14 protein-coding genes and 1 tRNA gene are annotated in these 17949 nt (G+C 65.6%); 11 read left to right on the top strand and 4 right to left on the bottom strand.

Features of this window, described 5'->3' with window-relative positions; genetic code table 11:
• The 3 genes from JW876_03220 to eno form a co-directional block, all read right to left on the bottom strand.
• A tRNA-Met gene (locus tag JW876_03220) sits at positions 1 to 77 on the bottom strand.
• 18 nt (positions 78 to 95) lie between these two features.
• On the bottom strand, positions 96 to 497 hold the full coding sequence (locus tag JW876_03215; protein ID MBN1884521.1) for a septum formation initiator family protein: 402 nt from the start codon (positions 495 to 497) through the stop codon (positions 96 to 98).
• 83 nt (positions 498 to 580) lie between these two features.
• On the bottom strand, positions 581 to 1867 hold the full coding sequence (gene eno / locus JW876_03210) for a phosphopyruvate hydratase (protein MBN1884520.1): 1287 nt from the start codon (positions 1865 to 1867) through the stop codon (positions 581 to 583).
• A gap of 297 nt (positions 1868 to 2164) precedes the next feature.
• On the opposite strand from eno, the gene JW876_03205 reads away from it, so the two are divergent.
• The 6 genes from JW876_03205 to JW876_03180 all read left to right on the top strand — a co-directional run bounded on the left by JW876_03205 (position 2165) and on the right by JW876_03180 (position 8718).
• Entirely contained in the window at positions 2165 to 2767 is a 603-nt protein-coding gene (locus JW876_03205) for a sigma-70 family RNA polymerase sigma factor (protein ID MBN1884519.1), read from the top strand.
• Positions 2764 to 3864: a DUF4097 family beta strand repeat protein gene (locus JW876_03200; protein ID MBN1884518.1), complete on the top strand. Its 1101-nt coding sequence runs from the start codon at positions 2764 to 2766 to the stop codon at positions 3862 to 3864. Before JW876_03205 ends, JW876_03200 begins: the two co-directional genes overlap by 4 nt.
• A gap of 5 nt (positions 3865 to 3869) precedes the next feature.
• Positions 3870 to 4517, top strand: coding sequence for a zf-HC2 domain-containing protein (locus JW876_03195; protein ID MBN1884517.1), 648 nt, complete (start codon positions 3870 to 3872; stop codon positions 4515 to 4517).
• Positions 4501 to 5736: a hypothetical protein gene (locus tag JW876_03190; GenBank protein MBN1884516.1), complete on the top strand. Its 1236-nt coding sequence runs from the start codon at positions 4501 to 4503 to the stop codon at positions 5734 to 5736. The genes JW876_03195 and JW876_03190 overlap by 17 nt, the downstream gene beginning before the upstream one ends.
• Positions 5737 to 5980: 244 nt before the next feature.
• A complete protein-coding gene (locus JW876_03185; protein MBN1884515.1) occupies positions 5981 to 7294 on the top strand; it encodes a BamA/TamA family outer membrane protein in 1314 nt (437 codons plus the stop codon).
• 395 nt (positions 7295 to 7689) lie between these two features.
• Positions 7690 to 8718 carry a hypothetical protein gene (locus tag JW876_03180; protein MBN1884514.1) on the top strand — a complete coding sequence of 343 codons (1029 nt, stop codon included), beginning with the start codon at positions 7690 to 7692 and terminating at the stop codon, positions 8716 to 8718.
• A 50-nt stretch (positions 8719 to 8768) separates the two neighbouring features.
• Here JW876_03180 and rlmN read toward each other — a convergent pair whose 3' ends face one another.
• Positions 8769 to 9803, bottom strand: a complete 1035-nt coding sequence (gene rlmN / locus JW876_03175) for a 23S rRNA (adenine(2503)-C(2))-methyltransferase RlmN (protein MBN1884513.1) — start codon at positions 9801 to 9803, stop codon at positions 8769 to 8771.
• 72 nt (positions 9804 to 9875) lie between these two features.
• Here rlmN and JW876_03170 point away from each other — a divergent pair, with 72 nt between their 5' ends.
• From JW876_03170 to JW876_03150, 5 genes are all read left to right on the top strand, one after another.
• Positions 9876 to 10829 (top strand): hypothetical protein, encoded by a 954-nt coding sequence (locus JW876_03170; GenBank protein ID MBN1884512.1) that lies wholly within the window; start codon positions 9876 to 9878, stop codon positions 10827 to 10829.
• Positions 10830 to 10878: 49 nt separating this feature from the next.
• Positions 10879 to 12255: a sigma-54-dependent Fis family transcriptional regulator gene (locus JW876_03165; GenBank protein MBN1884511.1), complete on the top strand. Its 1377-nt coding sequence runs from the start codon at positions 10879 to 10881 to the stop codon at positions 12253 to 12255.
• Between the two features lie 204 nt (positions 12256 to 12459).
• Positions 12460 to 12810, top strand: coding sequence for a hypothetical protein (locus tag JW876_03160; GenBank protein ID MBN1884510.1), 351 nt, complete (start codon positions 12460 to 12462; stop codon positions 12808 to 12810).
• Positions 12811 to 12855: 45 nt separating this feature from the next.
• Complete coding sequence (locus JW876_03155; protein MBN1884509.1) at positions 12856 to 15897, top strand: sigma 54-interacting transcriptional regulator; 3042 nt, start codon at positions 12856 to 12858, stop codon at positions 15895 to 15897.
• Positions 15898 to 16895: 998 nt separating this feature from the next.
• Positions 16896 to 17897 (top strand): hypothetical protein, encoded by a 1002-nt coding sequence (locus JW876_03150; protein MBN1884508.1) that lies wholly within the window; start codon positions 16896 to 16898, stop codon positions 17895 to 17897.
• Positions 17898 to 17949 lie beyond the last annotated feature (52 nt).

Genomic DNA, 17949 nt, shown 5'->3' with positions numbered 1-17949 from the left:
TGGTAGCGGGGGCTGGATTTGAACCAGCGACCTTTGGGTTATGAGCCCAACGAGCTACCGGACTGCTCCACCCCGCATCACGTCCTGAGGCAATACTAAAAGGTTCGGGCGTCCCTGTCAAGCGAAGAGGCGTCGATGTCGGTGATTTCTCCGTCCGCCGGCAGCGTGATGATCCGGTAGACGCGGTCGCCGGGGCGGAGATAACCGTACTTCTCTCGGGCGATCTTCTCGATCGCGAAGGGATCCGTCCCGATAAGCTCGATCTCCTGCATGAGCGTGGCGTTCGTCGTCTCGAGCTCGCCGATCTCCCGCTCGAGCCGCTGCATCTTCTGCTGGGCGCGCCAGAGGTTCCACAGGCCGACGTCGCCTGCGACGAAGACGGCCACGATGATCGCCGCCGCGGCGAGGAGGATCGCGCGGGCGACGTTCGGATTCACGTCGACGCGCCCGCGGTTGATTCGGAGATACCGGCTGCCCTGTCCCCAGAGACTCTTCATCGCTTCCTTTCGACGGCCGGGGCGGCCGTCGTCGATTCTCTACCACGTTCCAGGCCGTCGCGCAAGGGGGAATCGCCCGCCGTTCAGTCGCCGCACGCCGGGAAGGCGGCGAGCCCCGGGTAGACCGCCGTCTCGCCGAGTTCTTCCTCGATGCGCATCAGCTCGTTGTACTTCGCCACCCGGTCGGTGCGGGATGCCGAGCCCGTCTTGATCTGGCCGCTGCCGACGGCAACGGCGACGTGCGCGATCGTCACGTCCTCGCTCTCTCCCGAGCGGTGCGAGATGACGCTCGTGTAGCCGGCCTTCTTCGCCATCTCGACGGCGTCGAGCGTCTCGGTGAGCGTGCCGATCTGGTTGAGCTTGACGAGGATCGAGTTGGCCACGCCTTCGGCGATCCCGCGGGCGAGCCGTCCGGTATTGGTGACGAAGATGTCGTCCCCGACGATCTGCACGCGCCCGCCGAGCCGCTCGGTCAGCATGCGCCAGCCCGTCCAGTCGTCCTCGCCGAGGCCGTCCTCGATCGAGATGATCGGGAATGCCTCGACCAGCTCCTCGTAGAAATCCACCATCGCGGCCGCGTCCAGGGTCCGCTTCTCCGCTTCGAGCCGGTAGCCCTTCGCACCGAGGAATTCGCTCGCCGCCGCGTCGATGGCGAGGGCCACGTCGCTCCCCGGCTCGTAGCCGGCCGCGCCGATCGCCTCGACGAGGACCTCGAGGGCGGCCCGGTTGCTCTCGAGATTCGGCGCGAAGCCCCCCTCGTCGCCGACGGAGGTGGCGAGCCCCCTGCCGGCGAGAATCTTCTTGAGGGCGTGGAAGACCTCGGCGCCGCAGCGGACCGCCTCGCGGAAACAGGTCGCGCCGACCGGCACGATCATGAACTCCTGGATGTCGACGTTGTTGTCGGCATGCTTGCCGCCGTTCAGCACGTTCATCATCGGCACGGGGAGGACGCGCGCGCCCACGCCGCCGATGTACTGGTACAAGGGGATGTCGACGGCGTCGGCCGCCGCCCGGGCGACGGCGAGCGACACGCCGAGGATGGCGTTGGCGCCGAGCCTGCCCTTGTTGGGCGTTCCGTCGAGCTCGCACAGCCGCCGGTCGATATAGACCTGGTCGAGCGCGTCCAGCTCGACGATCTCCGGCGCGATCTCGTCGTTGACGTTCGCCACCGCGGTGAGCACGCCCTTGCCGCCGAAGCGCGACGGGTCGCCGTCGCGAAGCTCGACCGCCTCGTGCTCTCCGGTCGAGGCGCCGGACGGAACGATCGCGCTGCCGAAGCCCCCCCCCTCGAGGCAGGCCTCCACCTCGACGGTCGGGTTGCCGCGCGAATCCAGGACCTCCCTGGCGTAGAGATGCTCGATCGTCGTCACGCCCCGCCTCCTTTATTGTAACTACCGACATGACAAGGGGTAATGAGCCCCGTAGGCGCCATCCAGTCTAGTGAGGCTCCGGCGGAGGTGTCAAGGAAAAACACCCGCCGGCCCGGCCGCTCCGCAAACCGGCTGACGGGCGGCGGGGCGGAATGGACAATTCCCGCTTTCCAAACGGGTTATCTCCTGCTATTGTTCGGGCCGGTGTCGCCGGAATCGCTCCCGCTTCCGGAGCGAAAATGATTTCGAACGCGGGGAAACATATTCGGACCTCATCCGTACTGTCAGGTGTGAACGTTGAAGAAGGAAGACGCGAAGCTCGTCGAACGATGCCTGAGAGGAGATGAGAAGGCGTTTGAACTGCTTCTCAACAAATACCGGAACGCCGTCTACAGCATCTGCTACCGGATGGTCAGGAACGCGACGGACGCCGAGGACCTCGCCCAGGATGTTTTCGTCCGGACCTTCTCGGTGCTCGATCGCTACGATCCCGCGTATCCTTTTTCGAGCTGGCTGTACCGCATTACGTCGAATCTGTGCATCGATTTCATCCGGCGGCACCGTGCAGGCATGGTGTCTCTCGACCAGCCCGTGCAGGGCGACGAGGGCGAGATGCCCCGTCAGCTCCCCTCGAAGGCGGTCGGTCCGGATCGAGAGGTGGAATCGAGGGAGATGATGGCCGCGCTGGAAGATGCGATCGCCTCGCTGCCCGAGCACTACCGGGTGATCGTGATCCTCAGGCACCAGGAGCAGCTCTCGTACGAGGAGATCTCGGACAACCTGGGGATCCCGCTCGGCACGGTGAAGGCCCGCATCCATCGCGCGCGAAACATGATCAAGGGATATTTCGAAACGAACGGACTGTACGACACCGGATCGACGGGTGGTGATCTCTCATGAGACACGGAACGGAAGTTATCGGCGCGAAGGCGGCGCTTTTCCTCGTGGCGGCCGCGATCGTCTTCGTTCCCACCGGCGCCGCGGCGTCCTACCGGCACGAGAAGACCTCGGACGTCGCGATTCCGCGGGAAGGCGCGATGCGGCTCTTCGTCAGGACGATGCTGGCCGACGTCGTGATCACCGGCTCCGCCGACGCGCGCGACATCAAACTGAGGATCGTCAGGAAGGTCACGGCCGAGGACGAGGCGAAGGCGAAGGAGATCGCCGAGGAGCTCGAGGTGCGGATCGACAACGACGGCGAGGAGATCCATATCGGCGCCGACATCCCCGAAAACCGCGAGAAGGATGTCAACGTCTTCAACTTCGTCTTCAGGCGGCGGACCAGGATCGACATGACGCTCGAGCTGACCGTGCCGGCCGATCTCGATATCGAGATCGAGACGGCGAGCGGCGACGTGATCGCCGTCGGCGTCGACGGTCGTCTCCAGGCGACCACGGCGAGCGGCGACATCGAGATCGAGCGGACACGCGGCGAACTCGAGCTCGAATCGGCGAGCGGCGACGTGACGGTGGTCGACGCGGCCGGCGCAGTGGATATCGGCACGGCGAGCGGCGACATCGCCGCCGAGAAAGTCGGCGGGGACGTCAACGTCTCCTCCGCCACGGGCGACATCGAGCTCGAAGACATCGCGAAAGATCTCGCGCTGACGTCGATCAGCGGCGACGTCTCCGTCGATGGCGTACGGTCGGTCTCGTTCAGCACGATGAACGGGGACGCGCGGTTCCGCAACGTGCGCGGCGGGGTGCGGGCCAAGGCGGCGAGCGGCGACGTCGCCCTCGATCTGGCTCCCGAGGAGGATTCCGATTACGCGGTGCGGACGTCGAGCGGGAGCATCGACCTCAACTTCATCACGATCATGCCCGGCGGTTTCATCCTCAAGGCCGAGACCACGACGGGCGACATCACCGTGTCGCTGCCGATCAACATCACCAAGGTCGGCCGGAACCGTATCCTCGGCGTCGTCCGCGAGGGCGCGCGGAAGATCGTGCTGGAAACGGCGAGCGGAAACATCTCGATTTCCGAACCGGAGGAGTGACCGGGATGGATTGCCACCTGTTTGCGATACTGACGCAGAAATACCACGACGGCGAGCTCGATGCCGCCGAACGGGCCGCGTTCGAGCGGCACCGCGAGTCGTGCGCGGCCTGCGCCGAGATAGACCGCCGGTACGCCGAAGTCTTCTCGGCGCTCGACGCGATACCGCTCCACGAGCCGTCGGCGGATTTCAACGGGCGAGTGATGGAGCGCGTCGACGTCGCGCGCTATCGCACCAGCGCGGCCCGGCGCTTCGCCGGCGGGCTCGGGCGGTTCGTCGAGCGCGTGCCATATCCGATCAGGCGCCTGACGCCCGTGGCCGTCGCCTTCGCGCTTTTCGTCATCGTCTACAGGCCCTTCTCCACCTTCCTCCTGGACGCGGGCCAGCACGGAGCGGCTCTCGTCGGCTCGCTGATGATCGGCGCCCGGGAGATATGGGCCCATTCCGGCGTACTCGTCAACAACCTTCTGTCGGCGCAGAACTACCGGCTGGCCGCCGAAGTGCTCGGCCGGGCGGGCGGCAAGGTGTTTTCATCGATATCCCCCCTGTACTGGGGCGTGGCGGTCGCGTTCCTCGCGATCGTCGTCGTGACGCTGGTTTGGACCGCGAGAGGATCCTGGAGCAAAGGAGAAACCGATGCTGGCCTGTATTAGCCCCACCGTGATCAAGACGCTTCTCGTGCTGCTCGTCTCAACGGTCGTCAGCGCGCCGCGCGCCATCGTGTCCACCTCGGCGAAATGGATCAGGCCGATCGTCACGATCACCACCGGTGACGACGGCGCGGTCGACACGACGGCCGCGAAGAAGAAGGCCGAGGAGAAGAAGAAGCAGGAAGGCTCGGTCAAGATATCGATCACGAACCGCGGCGTGACCGTCGACGACGGCAAGAAGAACAACGTCATCCTCGAGTTCGATTCCGAGGAGATGCGGCAGGCCCTCGAGGAACTCGACGACATCGGCGGCATCGGCGAGGATCTCGCCCGGCGATTCGAGGAGTTCGACGACGCCTCCTACTTCCAGGTACGAGGCTCGGATTTCGTCCGGTTCGGCGAGGACATCCACATCGACAAGCACGAGCTGATCAAGGGGGACGTCGTTTGCCTCTTCGGCGACATTGACGTGCAGGGAAAGGTGATGGGCGACGTCGTGGCCGTTCTCGGTGACGTCGAGCTCGGTCCCCGCGCGATCGTCAACGGTGAGGTCGTCACCGTGCTCGGCGAGCTCGACCGCGACCCCGACGCCCGCGTCTGGGGGGAGACGGTCACCGTCGGCACGGGGGTCTACCCCGTGAACATCGGGCTGCCTCATTTCGGCTCCGGCCTCGTGAGGATCGGATGGCGCGTCATGACCTTCGTCGTCTCGATCCTGCTCTTCGGCATCGTGATCGCTTTCCTGTCCGACCGGATGAAGCGCTCCTCCTCGCTCGTCTTCGGCGCCTTCTTCAAGTCGCTCGGGATCGGCGCGCTCGTGCTCTTCGTCGGCGCGGTGCTCGTGGGCATCCTCGCCGCGATATTCAGCATCACGATCATCGGCATACCGGTGGCGGTGCTGCTCGTCCTCTCGTTCGTGGCACTGCTTTTGATCGGCTACTTCGTCGGCGCGCTCGCGCTCGGCAGGACCGTCGCCGCCAGGATGGGATTCGACACGCAGTCCTCGTTCGTGCACGGCATCATCGGGCTCTTCCTGCTCGCACTGTTCGGCATCATCGCGGGCGCGCTGTCGTTCAATCCGTTCATCTCGCCCTTCGGTGCACTCCTGCGGGTCGTCGGCGGATTCATCTCGCTGATCGCACTGCTCGTCGGGATCGGGGCGTTCATCGCCTCGAAGGCCGGCGCCGTGTCGACCGGCACGAAGCCGCAGCTGCCCGAGTAGGCTGCCGCTTCCCGCTTTACAGCGGTCAGGCTCCTTATTATCTTTGGGAGAACGCCATATCCCTGGAAAAGGAGCTGATCGCACCCTGAGGTATTCGCGCACCACAGCGGCATCGCTCGCACTGTCGTTCGTCTTCTCCCTCGCAGCCGTATCGATTTCCGCTTCGGCGCCGGGGAGAGGCGCGTCCGCCGGGACTCCCCCAGCACCCGTCGAGGTCGACGCGTCGGCGGAGGGCCGGGGGTGCATGTGGCTGTCCTTCTCGGGCGGCACGATACACGAGATGGACGACTGGCGCGAGAAGGCCCGCCGCGAGCTCGAGCCCTACGTCGGCAACGTCATAGACACGATCGTCGTCAGCGGCAACGACCACACGCGGCGGACGGCGATCGTCCGCGAGATGGCCACGCGCCCCGGCGAGCCCCTCGATCACGACCGGATCGTCAGGGACACCTCCTGGCTCTGGGGCCTCGGCTGGTTCACCGAAGTCAACATCCGCGCCGAGGTATGCGAAACCGGGCGCTGCCGCGTTCTCGTCCATGTCGAGGAGCGCCCCGGCCTGTTCATGAAATATCCCTACCCGGTGGTCAACTACGACATCGACGACGGGGTGACCTACGGGATCAAGTGGAAGGTGAAGAACTTCCGCGGTCTCGGCGAGCAGCTCTCCTTCTCGGCCACGAGGCACAACGAGAAGGAGCATGGCGGATCGGTCTCGTGGAGCATGCCGTGGGCGTTCGGACGCCGGTTCCAGCTCCGCTCGTCCGTCTTCAACTACCGCCGTCTCGAGGAACCCTCGGGCGACGACTACATCAAGGCGCGCACGGGGGCGGAACTCATCGTCGGCGTGCCCGTGACCGACGATCTCATCCGCCAGTTCTGGCTCTTCGCCAGCCTCTCCTACGAGGTGCGCGAATCGGTCTTCGACATGGCCTCCTGGATGGACGGCTACAACGGCAGGCCCTACCGCCAGAATCTCTACTCGATCGGCGCCGCGCTGAGTTTCGACAGCCGGGACAACCGTATCGCCCCGCGCCGAGGCACCGTCCAGTACGCCAGCATCCGGCGGTACGAGGCCCTGCACGGCGTCGACCAGCAGTACTCCTTCTACAAGGCGGCGAGCTACTACTACATCCCGGCCGGACCCGTCGGAACGTTCATCATCGCGGCCAACGGCGATTTCCGGGACGGTGACGTGCCCCCGTTCTTCGAGATCGGTCTCGGCGGACGCAACGACCTGCGCGGCTACACCGATCCGCCCGGCTCGCGGCGGAGGGCGCGGCTGCTCGGGACGATCCAGCTCCGCCACAAGCTCCTCGGGCCGCGCATCTTCTCGATCCCGCGCATCGGACGCTTCGACCTCACCGTGAACGGCGTGATCTTCGCCGACAACGGCGCGCTCATGCGTGACATCGGCGACATCGAGCGCACCACCTTCACGACATCGGGGGGATTCGGCTTCGAGATCCTCTCGCCGGTACAGGACCTCATCCGCATCGAGGCCGCTTTCTGCGACGGGAACACCCCTCATTATTACGTGACGTCCGGGCTCCGTTTCTGATCTTCCCCCCGTTCGATTTTTCAGTTCCCGATCTGGGGGGGATTCCTCACGTGCCATGATATTTTACATCTGCTTCAATAATAATACGTTGCAATCATGAGGCCGCTGCGCGGGGGCGCAGGGCTGGGTGATATTCCCCACGACGAGCCTCGACAATGCGGCGTATCCGGCCGGCAATCGATCTGTTTTCGCCGGTGGCGCCGCCGCCGATCGTGCCTGTAACCACTAAATAATAAAGGGATTAGCTGCGTTTTACGTGCGGGCTTCGTCTCGTGTCCGGGCGGTCGTCGTGCCCCGTTCCGTCGGCGGGGAATGACGGTTGCTCTCCGGTACGGTGGCCGCCGTGTGTCCGGCGAGGGCCGGCGCGGTGCCAGAATGCAATGAAGTCGTTTAAAATGAATATGTTGCTCTTCTCGCTGATCGCAGCGTTCGCCGCATCGCCGGTCGCGGCCGCCATGCCGGCGCTCTTCGTCAACGGGATCTCGATCGTCGTCCATCCGGCCGACGAGGTGCTCGAACGGTACACGTGGCGTGGCGGCGAGGGCCGGCTCTTCCTCGAGGTTCCCGGCGGTCTCCCCGCAGAGCTCGTCGAGAGCGTCGACGACCCGGCGATCGCCAACGGCGGCGACGGCCTCTTCCATCCGATGTCGGAGACGGCCGTCCTCGACGCGGTCCGCGACGTCGATCTCCGGGGACTCGCCGTGCCCCTCGACGTCGAGATCTTCATCCTGCCCCTTCCGCGCCGCGCCATGCCCTTCAGCTCGGCGAACGGCTCGCGCATCTACCTGTCGCCGGGTGTGCGCGAGGTGAGTCGATGCCTGATCGCCTACACGGTCACGCACGAACTCGGCCACGTCTACCAGACGGCGTTTCTCCCCGACGACGACGCCGGCGGCTGGGAGCGGTACCTCGACATGCGGGGGATCCTCGGCAACTTCCAGTTCAGCGCCTTCTCGACGCACGCCTACCGGCCCCGGGAGATCTTCGCCGAGGATTTCCGGTACCTTTTCGGCGGCGAGGAGGCCTGCTACACGGGAGGGATCGAGAACCCGGACCTCGTTCTTCCCGACGAGATCGAGGGGCTCGAGAGTTTCATCGTCTCCCTCGCGGCGAGCGTGACCGGCGGGGCGACGCCGACCGCGACGGTCGCCAGCGCCACCGCCTGGCCGAATCCCTTCAATCCCTCGACCACGATCAGACTCGATCTGCCCGACGACGGTCCGCGGCGCGTCGAGGCCACGGTACACCGCGTCGACGGCTCCCTCGTCAGCCGCCTCTATTCGGGAACGGCCACCGGTCCCTCCGTCGAAATGCACTGGGACGGCAGGGACGAATCCGGCGTTCCCGCGCGCAGCGGCGTCTACTTCTACCGCATCGCCACGCCCGGCGCACGTCTTTCCGGAAAGCTCGTTCTCATAAGGTAGCCGCTCGGGCCCGGGCGGTACGCCTTCACGCGCCGGCGGGTTGTTGCGCGTCAGTCGCCGGTCCGGCGGGCCCGGAGCTGGCCGCAGGCGGCGTCGATGTCGCCGCCGCGGCTGCGTCTGACCGTGACGGCGGGAGCACGGGGGAGCAGGAGGCCGGCGAACCGGTCGACCGATTCGTCGGACGGCCGCCGGAAAAAACAGCCCTCCCACTCGTTGAAGGGGATCAGGTTGATCTTGAAGGGTCGGCCGGCCGTCAGCCCGGCGAGACGCTCCGCGTCGGCGTCCGTGTCGTTCTCCCCGGCGAGGAGGACGTACTCGAGGGTGACGCGCATTCCCCGTGCGCGGGCGAAGAACTCGGCGGCGTCGAGCGTCTCGACCATGTCGCGCGCTCCCGGCATGAGCCGCCGCCGCGCCTCGTCGGTCGTCGCGTTGAGGGAGACGGCGAGGCCGAAACGAAGATCCGTCCGGGCCAGTTCGCGGATCGGACCGGGCAGGCCGATCGTGGAGACGGTGATGCGCTTCTCGCGCAGCTGGAGGCCGTCGGGGTGATTGATCGTTCCGATCGCCCGGGCGAGATGGTCGAGATTGAGCAGCGGATCCCCCATTCCCATGAAGACGATATTGAACCGGCGGCGCGGCGGCAGGTGCTCCCGGACGAAGAAGAGGATCTGGTCGAGTATCTCGGCCGCGTCGAGATCGCGGACGAAGCCGCCGTCGCCCGTCCGGCAGAAGCGGCAGCCGAGCGGGCAGCCCACCTGGCTGGAAATGCAGATCGTCTTGTGGTCGCAGGTGTCCATGAGAACGGCCTCGATACGCTCTCCGTCACGGAGCTCGAGGAGAAACTTCTGGCTCCCGTCGGCTCCGGAGCGTACACTCCCGACCGTCTCGAGGGCGGTCGTCTCGTAGCGCCGCGCGAGATCGGCGCGCAGCTCGAGGGGCAAATCGGTCATCTCGTCGAAGTTGGCCGCCGCCTTCCGGTAGAGCCATTTCATGATCTGCCGGGCGCGGTGGCGCGGTTCGCCGAGGGCGGCCATCGCCGCGGCGAGCTCGTCGGGGGCGAGATTCTTTATGTTCGTTCGGTTCACCGAGACCTCCCGGAGATCATGATAGGCAACGACACCCTTCCCGCAAAAGAAAAAAGGACGGTCCGCGGCTGCGTGGACCTCGGGAGCAGCTACGCCAGGCTGCTCGTCCTCGACACGGTGGACGATCCGCCGGCCGTGATCGCCGACGAGCGGCGTTTCATCGGCTGGGGCGCCGATCTCGTCTGTTCGGGTTGCCTGTCGGACGAGATGGTCGATCGCGCCGGCGAGGCCCTTGCCGGGCTTGTCGAAGCCGCGGCGGCGGCCGGGTGCGGACGACCGGTCATCGTGGCCACGAACGCGCTGCGCGCCGCGGCGAACGGCCCCGAGGCGGCCGCGCGTCTCGCCCTGCTCGTCGAGCCGCTGCCGCTGTTCGTCGTCGATCAGGAACGGGAGGCCGCCCTCGGATTCCGCGGCGCCGCCTCCGTCCTGAACGACGGCTTCTCCGCCGCGCTCGTCGACCCGGGCGGCACGAGCACCGAGTTTTCCTGGGGAACGGGGGGGGAGGCGTCTGGCTGGTTCGGGCTGCCGTGGGGAACCCACCGCGTGCGGGAGCTGCTCGGAAGGGGTGGCCCCTCCCGGGCGAGGCGGCTCCGCGCCGATCTCGCCGGCCGGTTCGGGCAACGGCTCGCCGCCGCGCCGGGCGGCGTCCTTTCCGCCTTGTCGAAACACGGCCGCGGCGGTACCATGCTGGCGACGGGCGGCACGGCGGTCAGCGTCGCCGCCGTCGCGCGCCTCCTTCGCGGTGAGGGCCGCGGCGATCCGACGTGGGTCGGCCGCGAGACGCTCGATCTCGCCGCGCGGCGACTCGCGGCGCGGTACGCCGCGGGGCTCGCCGGGCGGCTGCCACTCGATCCGGGGCGGATCGCGCTGCTGCCGGCGGGGATCGTCCTGTTCAGGGCGCTTCTCGACGCCGCAGGCGCGGCGGGCGCGCTCGTCACCGCCCGCGATCTGCGCTGGGGAGCGATTCTCGGCGGCGTCGACGGTCCGGGGAGGGCGCGAGTCGCCGGACGGGGAGGGCAGGCATGAGACGACCAGCCGCGGGCGGCCGATCGTCGCCGGAACACAAGGGAGTTGCATGAGCAAACGCGTGCTGATCGTCGACGACGAGGCGAGCATCCGAAGCTCGCTCGAGAGGCTTCTCTCCTTCGAGAAGTTCAAAACGTTCACCGCTCCCGACGGGGAGAAGGCCCTCGAGGTCGTCGCGGGGGAGCGGATCGACCTCGTGCTGCTCGATATCAAGATGCCCGGCATGGACGGGCTCGAGGTGCTCCAGAAGATCGGGAGGATGCGGAGCGATCTTCCCGTCGTGATCATATCGGGCCACGGCACGATACAGACGGCGGTCGAGGCGACGAAACTCGGCGCCTTCGATTTCATCGAGAAGCCGATCGATCTCGAGCGGCTTCTCCTGACCGTGCGCAACGGCATCACGCAGGGCGAGCTCGCCCGCCAGAACGTCCAACTGAAAGAGAGGGTGGGCGGCACGGTGATCGTCGGCGAGCACCCTTCCATCGGCGCCATCCTCGAGACGGTCGCTCGCGTGGCGCCGCAGACCGCGCGCGTCCTCATCATGGGGGAGAGCGGTTCGGGCAAGGAACTCGTCGCCCGCCGCATCCACGAACTCAGCCCCCGGGCGGAGGAGCCCTTCATCGAGGTGAACTGCGCCGCCATCCCGGAGGAGCTGATCGAGAGCGAACTCTTCGGCCACGAGAAGGGCTCATTCACCGGCGCCGTCTCGCAGCGCATCGGCAAGTTCGAGTTGGCCGACGGCGGCACGCTCTTCCTCGACGAGGTCGGGGACATGAGCCTCTCCGCCCAGGCGAAGGTCCTGCGCGTACTGCAGGAGTCGGTCTTCGAACGCGTCGGGGGCGCCGAGACGAAGAAGGTCGACGTGCGCGTGATCGCCGCCTCGAACAAGGACCTGCTCGACGAGGCTGGGAGGGGGAACTTCCGCGAGGATCTCTTCTACCGCCTGAACGTCGTGCCGCTCACGATCCCGCCGCTGCGCGAGCGACGCAGCGATATCCCGCTGCTGGTCGATTATTTCCTCGCCGAGGTCGCCGCCGAGCTCGGCGCGCCGGTCAAGCGTCTCTCCCCGGCGGCCCTCGACGCGCTGATGGACTACTCGTGGCCGGGGAACGTCCGGGAACTGCGCAACCTCATCGAGCGGCTCTGCATCCTGACGAGCGGCGACTCGATCGAACTCGCCGACCTGCCGGCCCTCGAGCTGCTCCGCGAAGAGGACAAAATGAAGAACGTCTTCGGCATGCGGACCTACCAGGAATTCAGGGACGTCACCGAGAAGGAGTTCCTCACCAGGAAGCTCGTCGAGAACGGCGGTAACGTGTCGCGCACGGCGCGCGTGCTCGGCATGCAACGGAGCAACCTCTACAAGAAGCTCGAAAAGCACGGGATCGAGTTTCGTGGCGGCCGGGAGCCTTCAGACGATTAATCCAAATTTTTCCGTGATGTCTCATAGGGAGATTTACTTATATGTTATTTTTTCAACTAAACTGCTTAAGCGCTGATTTTTCAACGGTTTTTTTTTCTAACCGTTTGACTCGGGGGGGCGGGCTTATTATTTTTCCATCGATGGGTGTTCGGGGTTTGTCGGGTTGATGGGAGCGATGGAGCTCCTTTCCAAGGAGTAGGAATCATGAAGAGGGTTGTACACCTCATCACGGTCCTCGCGATCCTGACGGTTTTCCTGCCTTCGGTTTCCTCGGCCTCCACGATCATCGACAACCGGATCGAGAGGCTCACCGCCTTCTTCTCTCACCACGTCGTGCGCGTGATCCTGCATTTCAACGGTCACGTGGAGATCGTTCCGATCGACGACGGAGGGAATGACGCCATGGTGGGCGGGGACGCCGACGATTACGCGAACGGCAGGGTCGTTCCGGATCCGGACGGACCGTCGGCCGACACGAAGAAGGACACGAAACTCGGCGCCGGACTCATTCGCCCCGGCGGCCCTGGTTCGCACGCCGGCTCCATGATGCGCTGATCCGCCACGCGCTCGCGGTTGCCGGTTCCATTCGGGGAGTGACCGATGCCACACCGCCCGGACGGTAGCGGGGAATTCGAGTACGAGAAGAACCGGCCACGGCCGAAGTACAAATCGACCGGTTCCGAGGAGGAACTCGGCGACATGCACCTGTCGACCGAGAACTACTCGGTCGCCCTCGAGTACTACGAACAGACCCTCCAGAAGATACATCAGACCACGCCGAACGAGGCGGACCTCGTCCGCCTCTACCGCAAGATCAGCGATTGCTACCGGAAGAAGGGGCTCCTCCGCGAGGCGATGGCCTTCCTCAGGACCGCTTCCTCGCATTGCGAGGAGGAGGACGAGATCGGGCGCGGCACGATCCTCTGCCGTCACGGCATCATCCTCTACGACAGCGGCAGGAACGAGCGGGCCCTGCGCGAGGCCCTCGCCGCCTACCGGATCCTGCGCACGAGCGACGAGCACAAGGAGGTCGCCAACGCCCAGCTGCTGATCGCAAACTGTTACGCGCGGAGCGGCAAGCAGAGCGAGGCCGAGCAGTTCTTCCTCGACGCCCTCTCCTCGTACCGGCGGATCGGCGACACGGTGGGCGAATCCTTCGTGCTCAACAACCTGGGGCTGTTCCACAAGAACGCATGCCGCTGGGGACGGGCGCTGCACTTCCTCAACCGGGCGCTCGAGATCTGCAACGAGGTCGGCCTGACCCACCACCGGGTGCGCGTGACGCTGAATCTCGGCATCGTTCACATGAAGAAGCGCGATTTCGCCGCGGCCGAAAGCGCTTTCAAGCAGGCGCGGCAGATGGCCGAGCGGACAGGGGACGATCTCAAGTACGCCAAGTCGACGCTGATGCTCGGCGTCACCGAGACGAAGAAGAATAATTTCACCGCGGCGGAGAAGCACCTCATGGAGGCCCGCGTCATCGCCGAACGCCGCGGATACGGCCGGGAGCTGCTCCTCGCCGACGAGTTCCTCGGCGATCTCTCGCTCGGGCGGGGCGATCTCGAAAGCGCCCGGGAGAACTACATGGCCGCCTGCACGGGCGCGCGGAAGTCGAACCCCGACGGCGACATCGTCGCGGAGGTGCTGCGGCGTCTCATCCACGTGGATTTGCTCGAGAAGAAGTTCCGGCAGGCGATCGAATCGGGCGCCGAGGCGCTGAAGGTCGCCAGGGCCTGCGGGGAACTGCACGAGATCGGGTTCATCGAGCGGACGATCGGCCTCGCCCACGCCATGCTGAAGGAACGCGACGATGCCGAGGAACACATCAACTCGAGTTTCCGCATCTTCCTCGAGGTGAACAATCCGTACGAGGCGAACCGCTCCGCGGTGATGCTCGCCGAATACATGCTCCGGTACGGCGACCGGCAGTCCGCCGGTCGCGCACGGATGCTCGCGGGCGAATCCCTCTCCTTCTTCGAGCGCAACGAGGAATACGGCGATCTCGCCGAAACGCACCTGCTGCTCGCCCGCATCGAGAACGAGCTGCGGAACCGCGATGACGGCCTGCTGCATCTCTTCGAGGCGCAGCGCCTCGCCGACGATCTCAAGGATCGCAATCTCCTCCGCCGCGTGCGGCGGATGCGGAAGAAGATCGAGCGCGATACGACCGGGCGCGGCTCCGAGGCCTCCCCGGGCCTCCGCGTTTCCCGGGAGATGGCCGGGTTCTTCGCGGGCGATCCGCACCTTCGCTCGTACCTCGACTACTTCCTCGTCGACCTCATGCGGAAGCTGACGGTCGGGCACGGCTTCGTCGCCATCTCGGGCGGCGGAAACGGCAGCGACGCGATGGTGCTGGCGTGCCGCGGCGTCGACGAGCACACGACGCGCGAACTGACCAACTGGTTCCTCTCACGCGAGAGTGGCTCCGGAGACAGCATGCTCGTCACCGACGCGGCGCGCGACCGCCGGCTGAACGGCGCGCGGGCACTGCTTCCCGGCGGCGACGCGCCGGTCTATTTCCACCCGCTCGCGCGGGGCGGAAGAACCTTCGGGCTCCTCTTCTTCCAGGCAGACGGCAGCGGCCCGGAGCCGGTCGGCCTCGGTTCGAGCTTCGATATCGTTTCGACATACGCCGGGTTCATCGGTTTCCTCGTGGGGGGGATGCTCGACGGCGGCGCGCCCGCGTCGAGGCAGTTGCCGACCGACACGGAGGCGCCGTCGTGCATCATCACGCGGAACGCGAAGATGTTCCGCATGCTCAGCCTCGCCGAGCGGGTGGCCGTTTCCGACTCGACGGTCCTTTTGACGGGGGAGACCGGTACGGGGAAGGGGCTCGTCGCCAGGACGATCCACAACCTGAGCCGTCGGAGTGACGGGAAGTTCATCCACGTCAACTGCGCCGCCCTTCCCGAGGGCGTGCTCGAGAGCGAGCTCTTCGGCCACGTGAAGGGCGCTTTCACCGGCGCGATCGCCGACAAGAAGGGGTTGCTCGCCGAGGCGAACGGCGGCACGGTCTTCCTCGACGAGATCGGCAAGACCTCGCTGCCCATCCAGGGCAAGCTGCTCCAGTTCCTCGACACGCGGCAGGTCCGCCCCGTCGGGAGCAACGAGATGCACGAGGTCGACGTCCGGCTCGTCTTCGCATCGAAGACCGATCTCATGACGCTCTGCCGCGAGGGACGGATGCTCGAGGATTTCTTCTATCGCATCAACGATTTCCCGTTGAGGATCCCGCCGCTGCGCGAGCGCGTCGACGACGTCATGCTCCTCGCCGACCATTACCTCCGCCTGCACTGCGAGGAGATGGAAAAGACCGTCCTCGGCTTCTCCGACGAGGCGGTCGCCCTGCTGCGCGGCATGGCCTGGCCCGGGAACGTCCGGGAACTGGAGAAGATCGTCAATCGGGCCGTGATCCTCTGCGACGACAACGCGATCGTCACCCCGGCGGAACTCGTCGACGCCGACGATCGCAGCGTGGCTCCCGGCGCCTGCCTCGCCGACTGCATCCGCGATCTCGAACGGCGGATGATCGCCGAATCGCTCGACCGGCACTCGTGGAACCGGCGCGCGTCGGCGGCGTCCCTGGGCATCAGCTACCCGACGCTCCTCAAGAAGATCCGTCTCTACGGGCTCGAATCCTGAGCGATCCCCCCGACCCGCTTTGCCGCTGGCCGTCGCCGATCCGCAGGTCTGCCGGCTTCCCGAAGAAAACCCGCGGAAAAGAGCGAAGATGCGACGTCCCGATGACAGCCTCCCGGCGGTCCGGCGGGTGGATCCTGCACGCCGACCGCGATGGGAGGCAAGGGTTTTGTTCCTGTAACCGTATTTTCGCGAGAGGGTTGCGCCTGTCCCGTCCGGCGTGTAAACCGAATTGATACCCGCCCCGACGCGGGAGCAACCCGCCGTCGCCTTCAGATTTACGGCAATTTCAACGCGTTGAAATGGAATGAGTTGCGGCGTCGCTCGCCTGCCCGCCCGCACGGCGCGCTGGTACGCTCCTTGCGATGACGAAAGCACGGTATCGGTTGGCGAATGGGAAGCGGTGATCCGGAGTGGATGCCAAAGACGATGTTCCTGTAAGCTCTCCTGGAGCTTGAACAAGGGGAAAGGTGGGGTCTCTTGGGAACAGGATCGGCGGCATCCCTCCGGAAAGCTGCGTTGACGCCGGATCCCCGGAACAGAATCTCTCCATGACAGTGAAATATTTACTTGACGCACGTTTCGCGATTGGGGTACGCTCATAAGGTCAGGGGTATAGGAGACCTATGGAATGGCGAGATCCCTAGGATTGCGAGTATGGACATCCCCTCCGGTGCTCGCGTCCTTGCCCCTGACATATCTTTTTTACCCTCCCCGCATCATGCATCGAACCGCCGCGGGTTGATCCGCTGGCGTCCTCCGTTCCGTTTCGGCGCCCCCCGGCCAGGCGTCCTCTTTCGAGTACATACTGTTGTCTCCGGATGACACGACGGCGTCTCCACGCGCCGGCCGCACCCGTGTCGCCGCCGCGGGACAGCACGATTCCGGGCGGCGTAACGATATTCGATGAAGAGAGATAGCCTGTCGCCCGACTCGGCCGGAGCCGCGTTCGGGCGATTCGCCGTTCGTTGGCACGACGGTTGCGTTTCCCTGTCGGCGTGATGGCCGAGAAGAGACATACGCTGAGCTGGCTGATGACGGCACTGCTGATCGTCTTCCTCCTGACGCTTTCCTGCAGCGAGGACGAGAAGGTCGTCGAGGTTCCCGTAGCGACGGATTGCCCCCCATCGGCTCCGACAGGAGTATACGCCGTCAACTACGACGGACTGGTGACGATCTGCTGGACGGCCAACGAGGTCGCTTTTGTCGAGGACGACATCGATGGCTACGACATCTGGCAGGGAGAGGAGATGTACGGCGAGTACCTGTACATCGGCACGGTGTACGCGCATCCGGATTCATTCTACTACTGCTTCGACTGGGACACCGAGAACGGCGAGCAGTACTGGTATGCCGTCAGCGCGTTCGACGAGGCCGGCCTCGAGAGCCCGCTCAGTTACGACGACGTATCGGCCACACCGAGGCCGGAAGGTTATCTGACGCTCATGGACCATCTCGCCACGCCGCTCGCGAGCGGCTACGATTTCTCGACGCTGAGCAACATGGCCCAGGGCGGAGACTTCGCGACGAGCGATGCCGACATCAGGTTCTCCGTCGAGGGCGGTGTCCGCCTGTTCACGGTGGACATGCCGCATGCGATGATCCAGGACTACGGCTACGGGGACTTCGACGTGATCAACTTCGCGCCCGACGCGGGCTGGAACCTCTCCGGCAGTGTCGAGGTGACTCGCGATCATGTCTACATCCTCAGGATCGGGGAGCCCGACGGCTTCCACTACGTCAAGCTCTTCGTGGCCGAGATCGACGATTCACGGGCCGGATTCTGGTGGGCATACCAGACCGACGCCGACAACAGGGATCTTTCCCCGCGGCCCGGCGACGGGGTCCGCGACGGCGGAGACGCCGTCCCGACGCCGATCGTCCGGGTCAGGATCAAGACGAAGTTTCACGGGTCGACGGTTCCCCCATCGTTGAGAGAGGGTAACGAGACGCAACAGGAGACCTCCAGGAGCAGAGCACCTTTCAACAAGCTGGCACCTTGAGAAAGGGATTGTTACCCCCGAAGGTCGACCACAGGGGAGAATGAAGAGCGCG

It is taken from the genome of Candidatus Krumholzibacteriota bacterium (assembly GCA_016931295.1).
GTDB lineage: Bacteria > Krumholzibacteriota > Krumholzibacteriia > Krumholzibacteriales > Krumholzibacteriaceae > JAFGEZ01.
The sequence above is the reverse complement of the archived record's forward strand: the minus strand, read 5'-3'. Positions and strand labels throughout refer to the sequence as shown.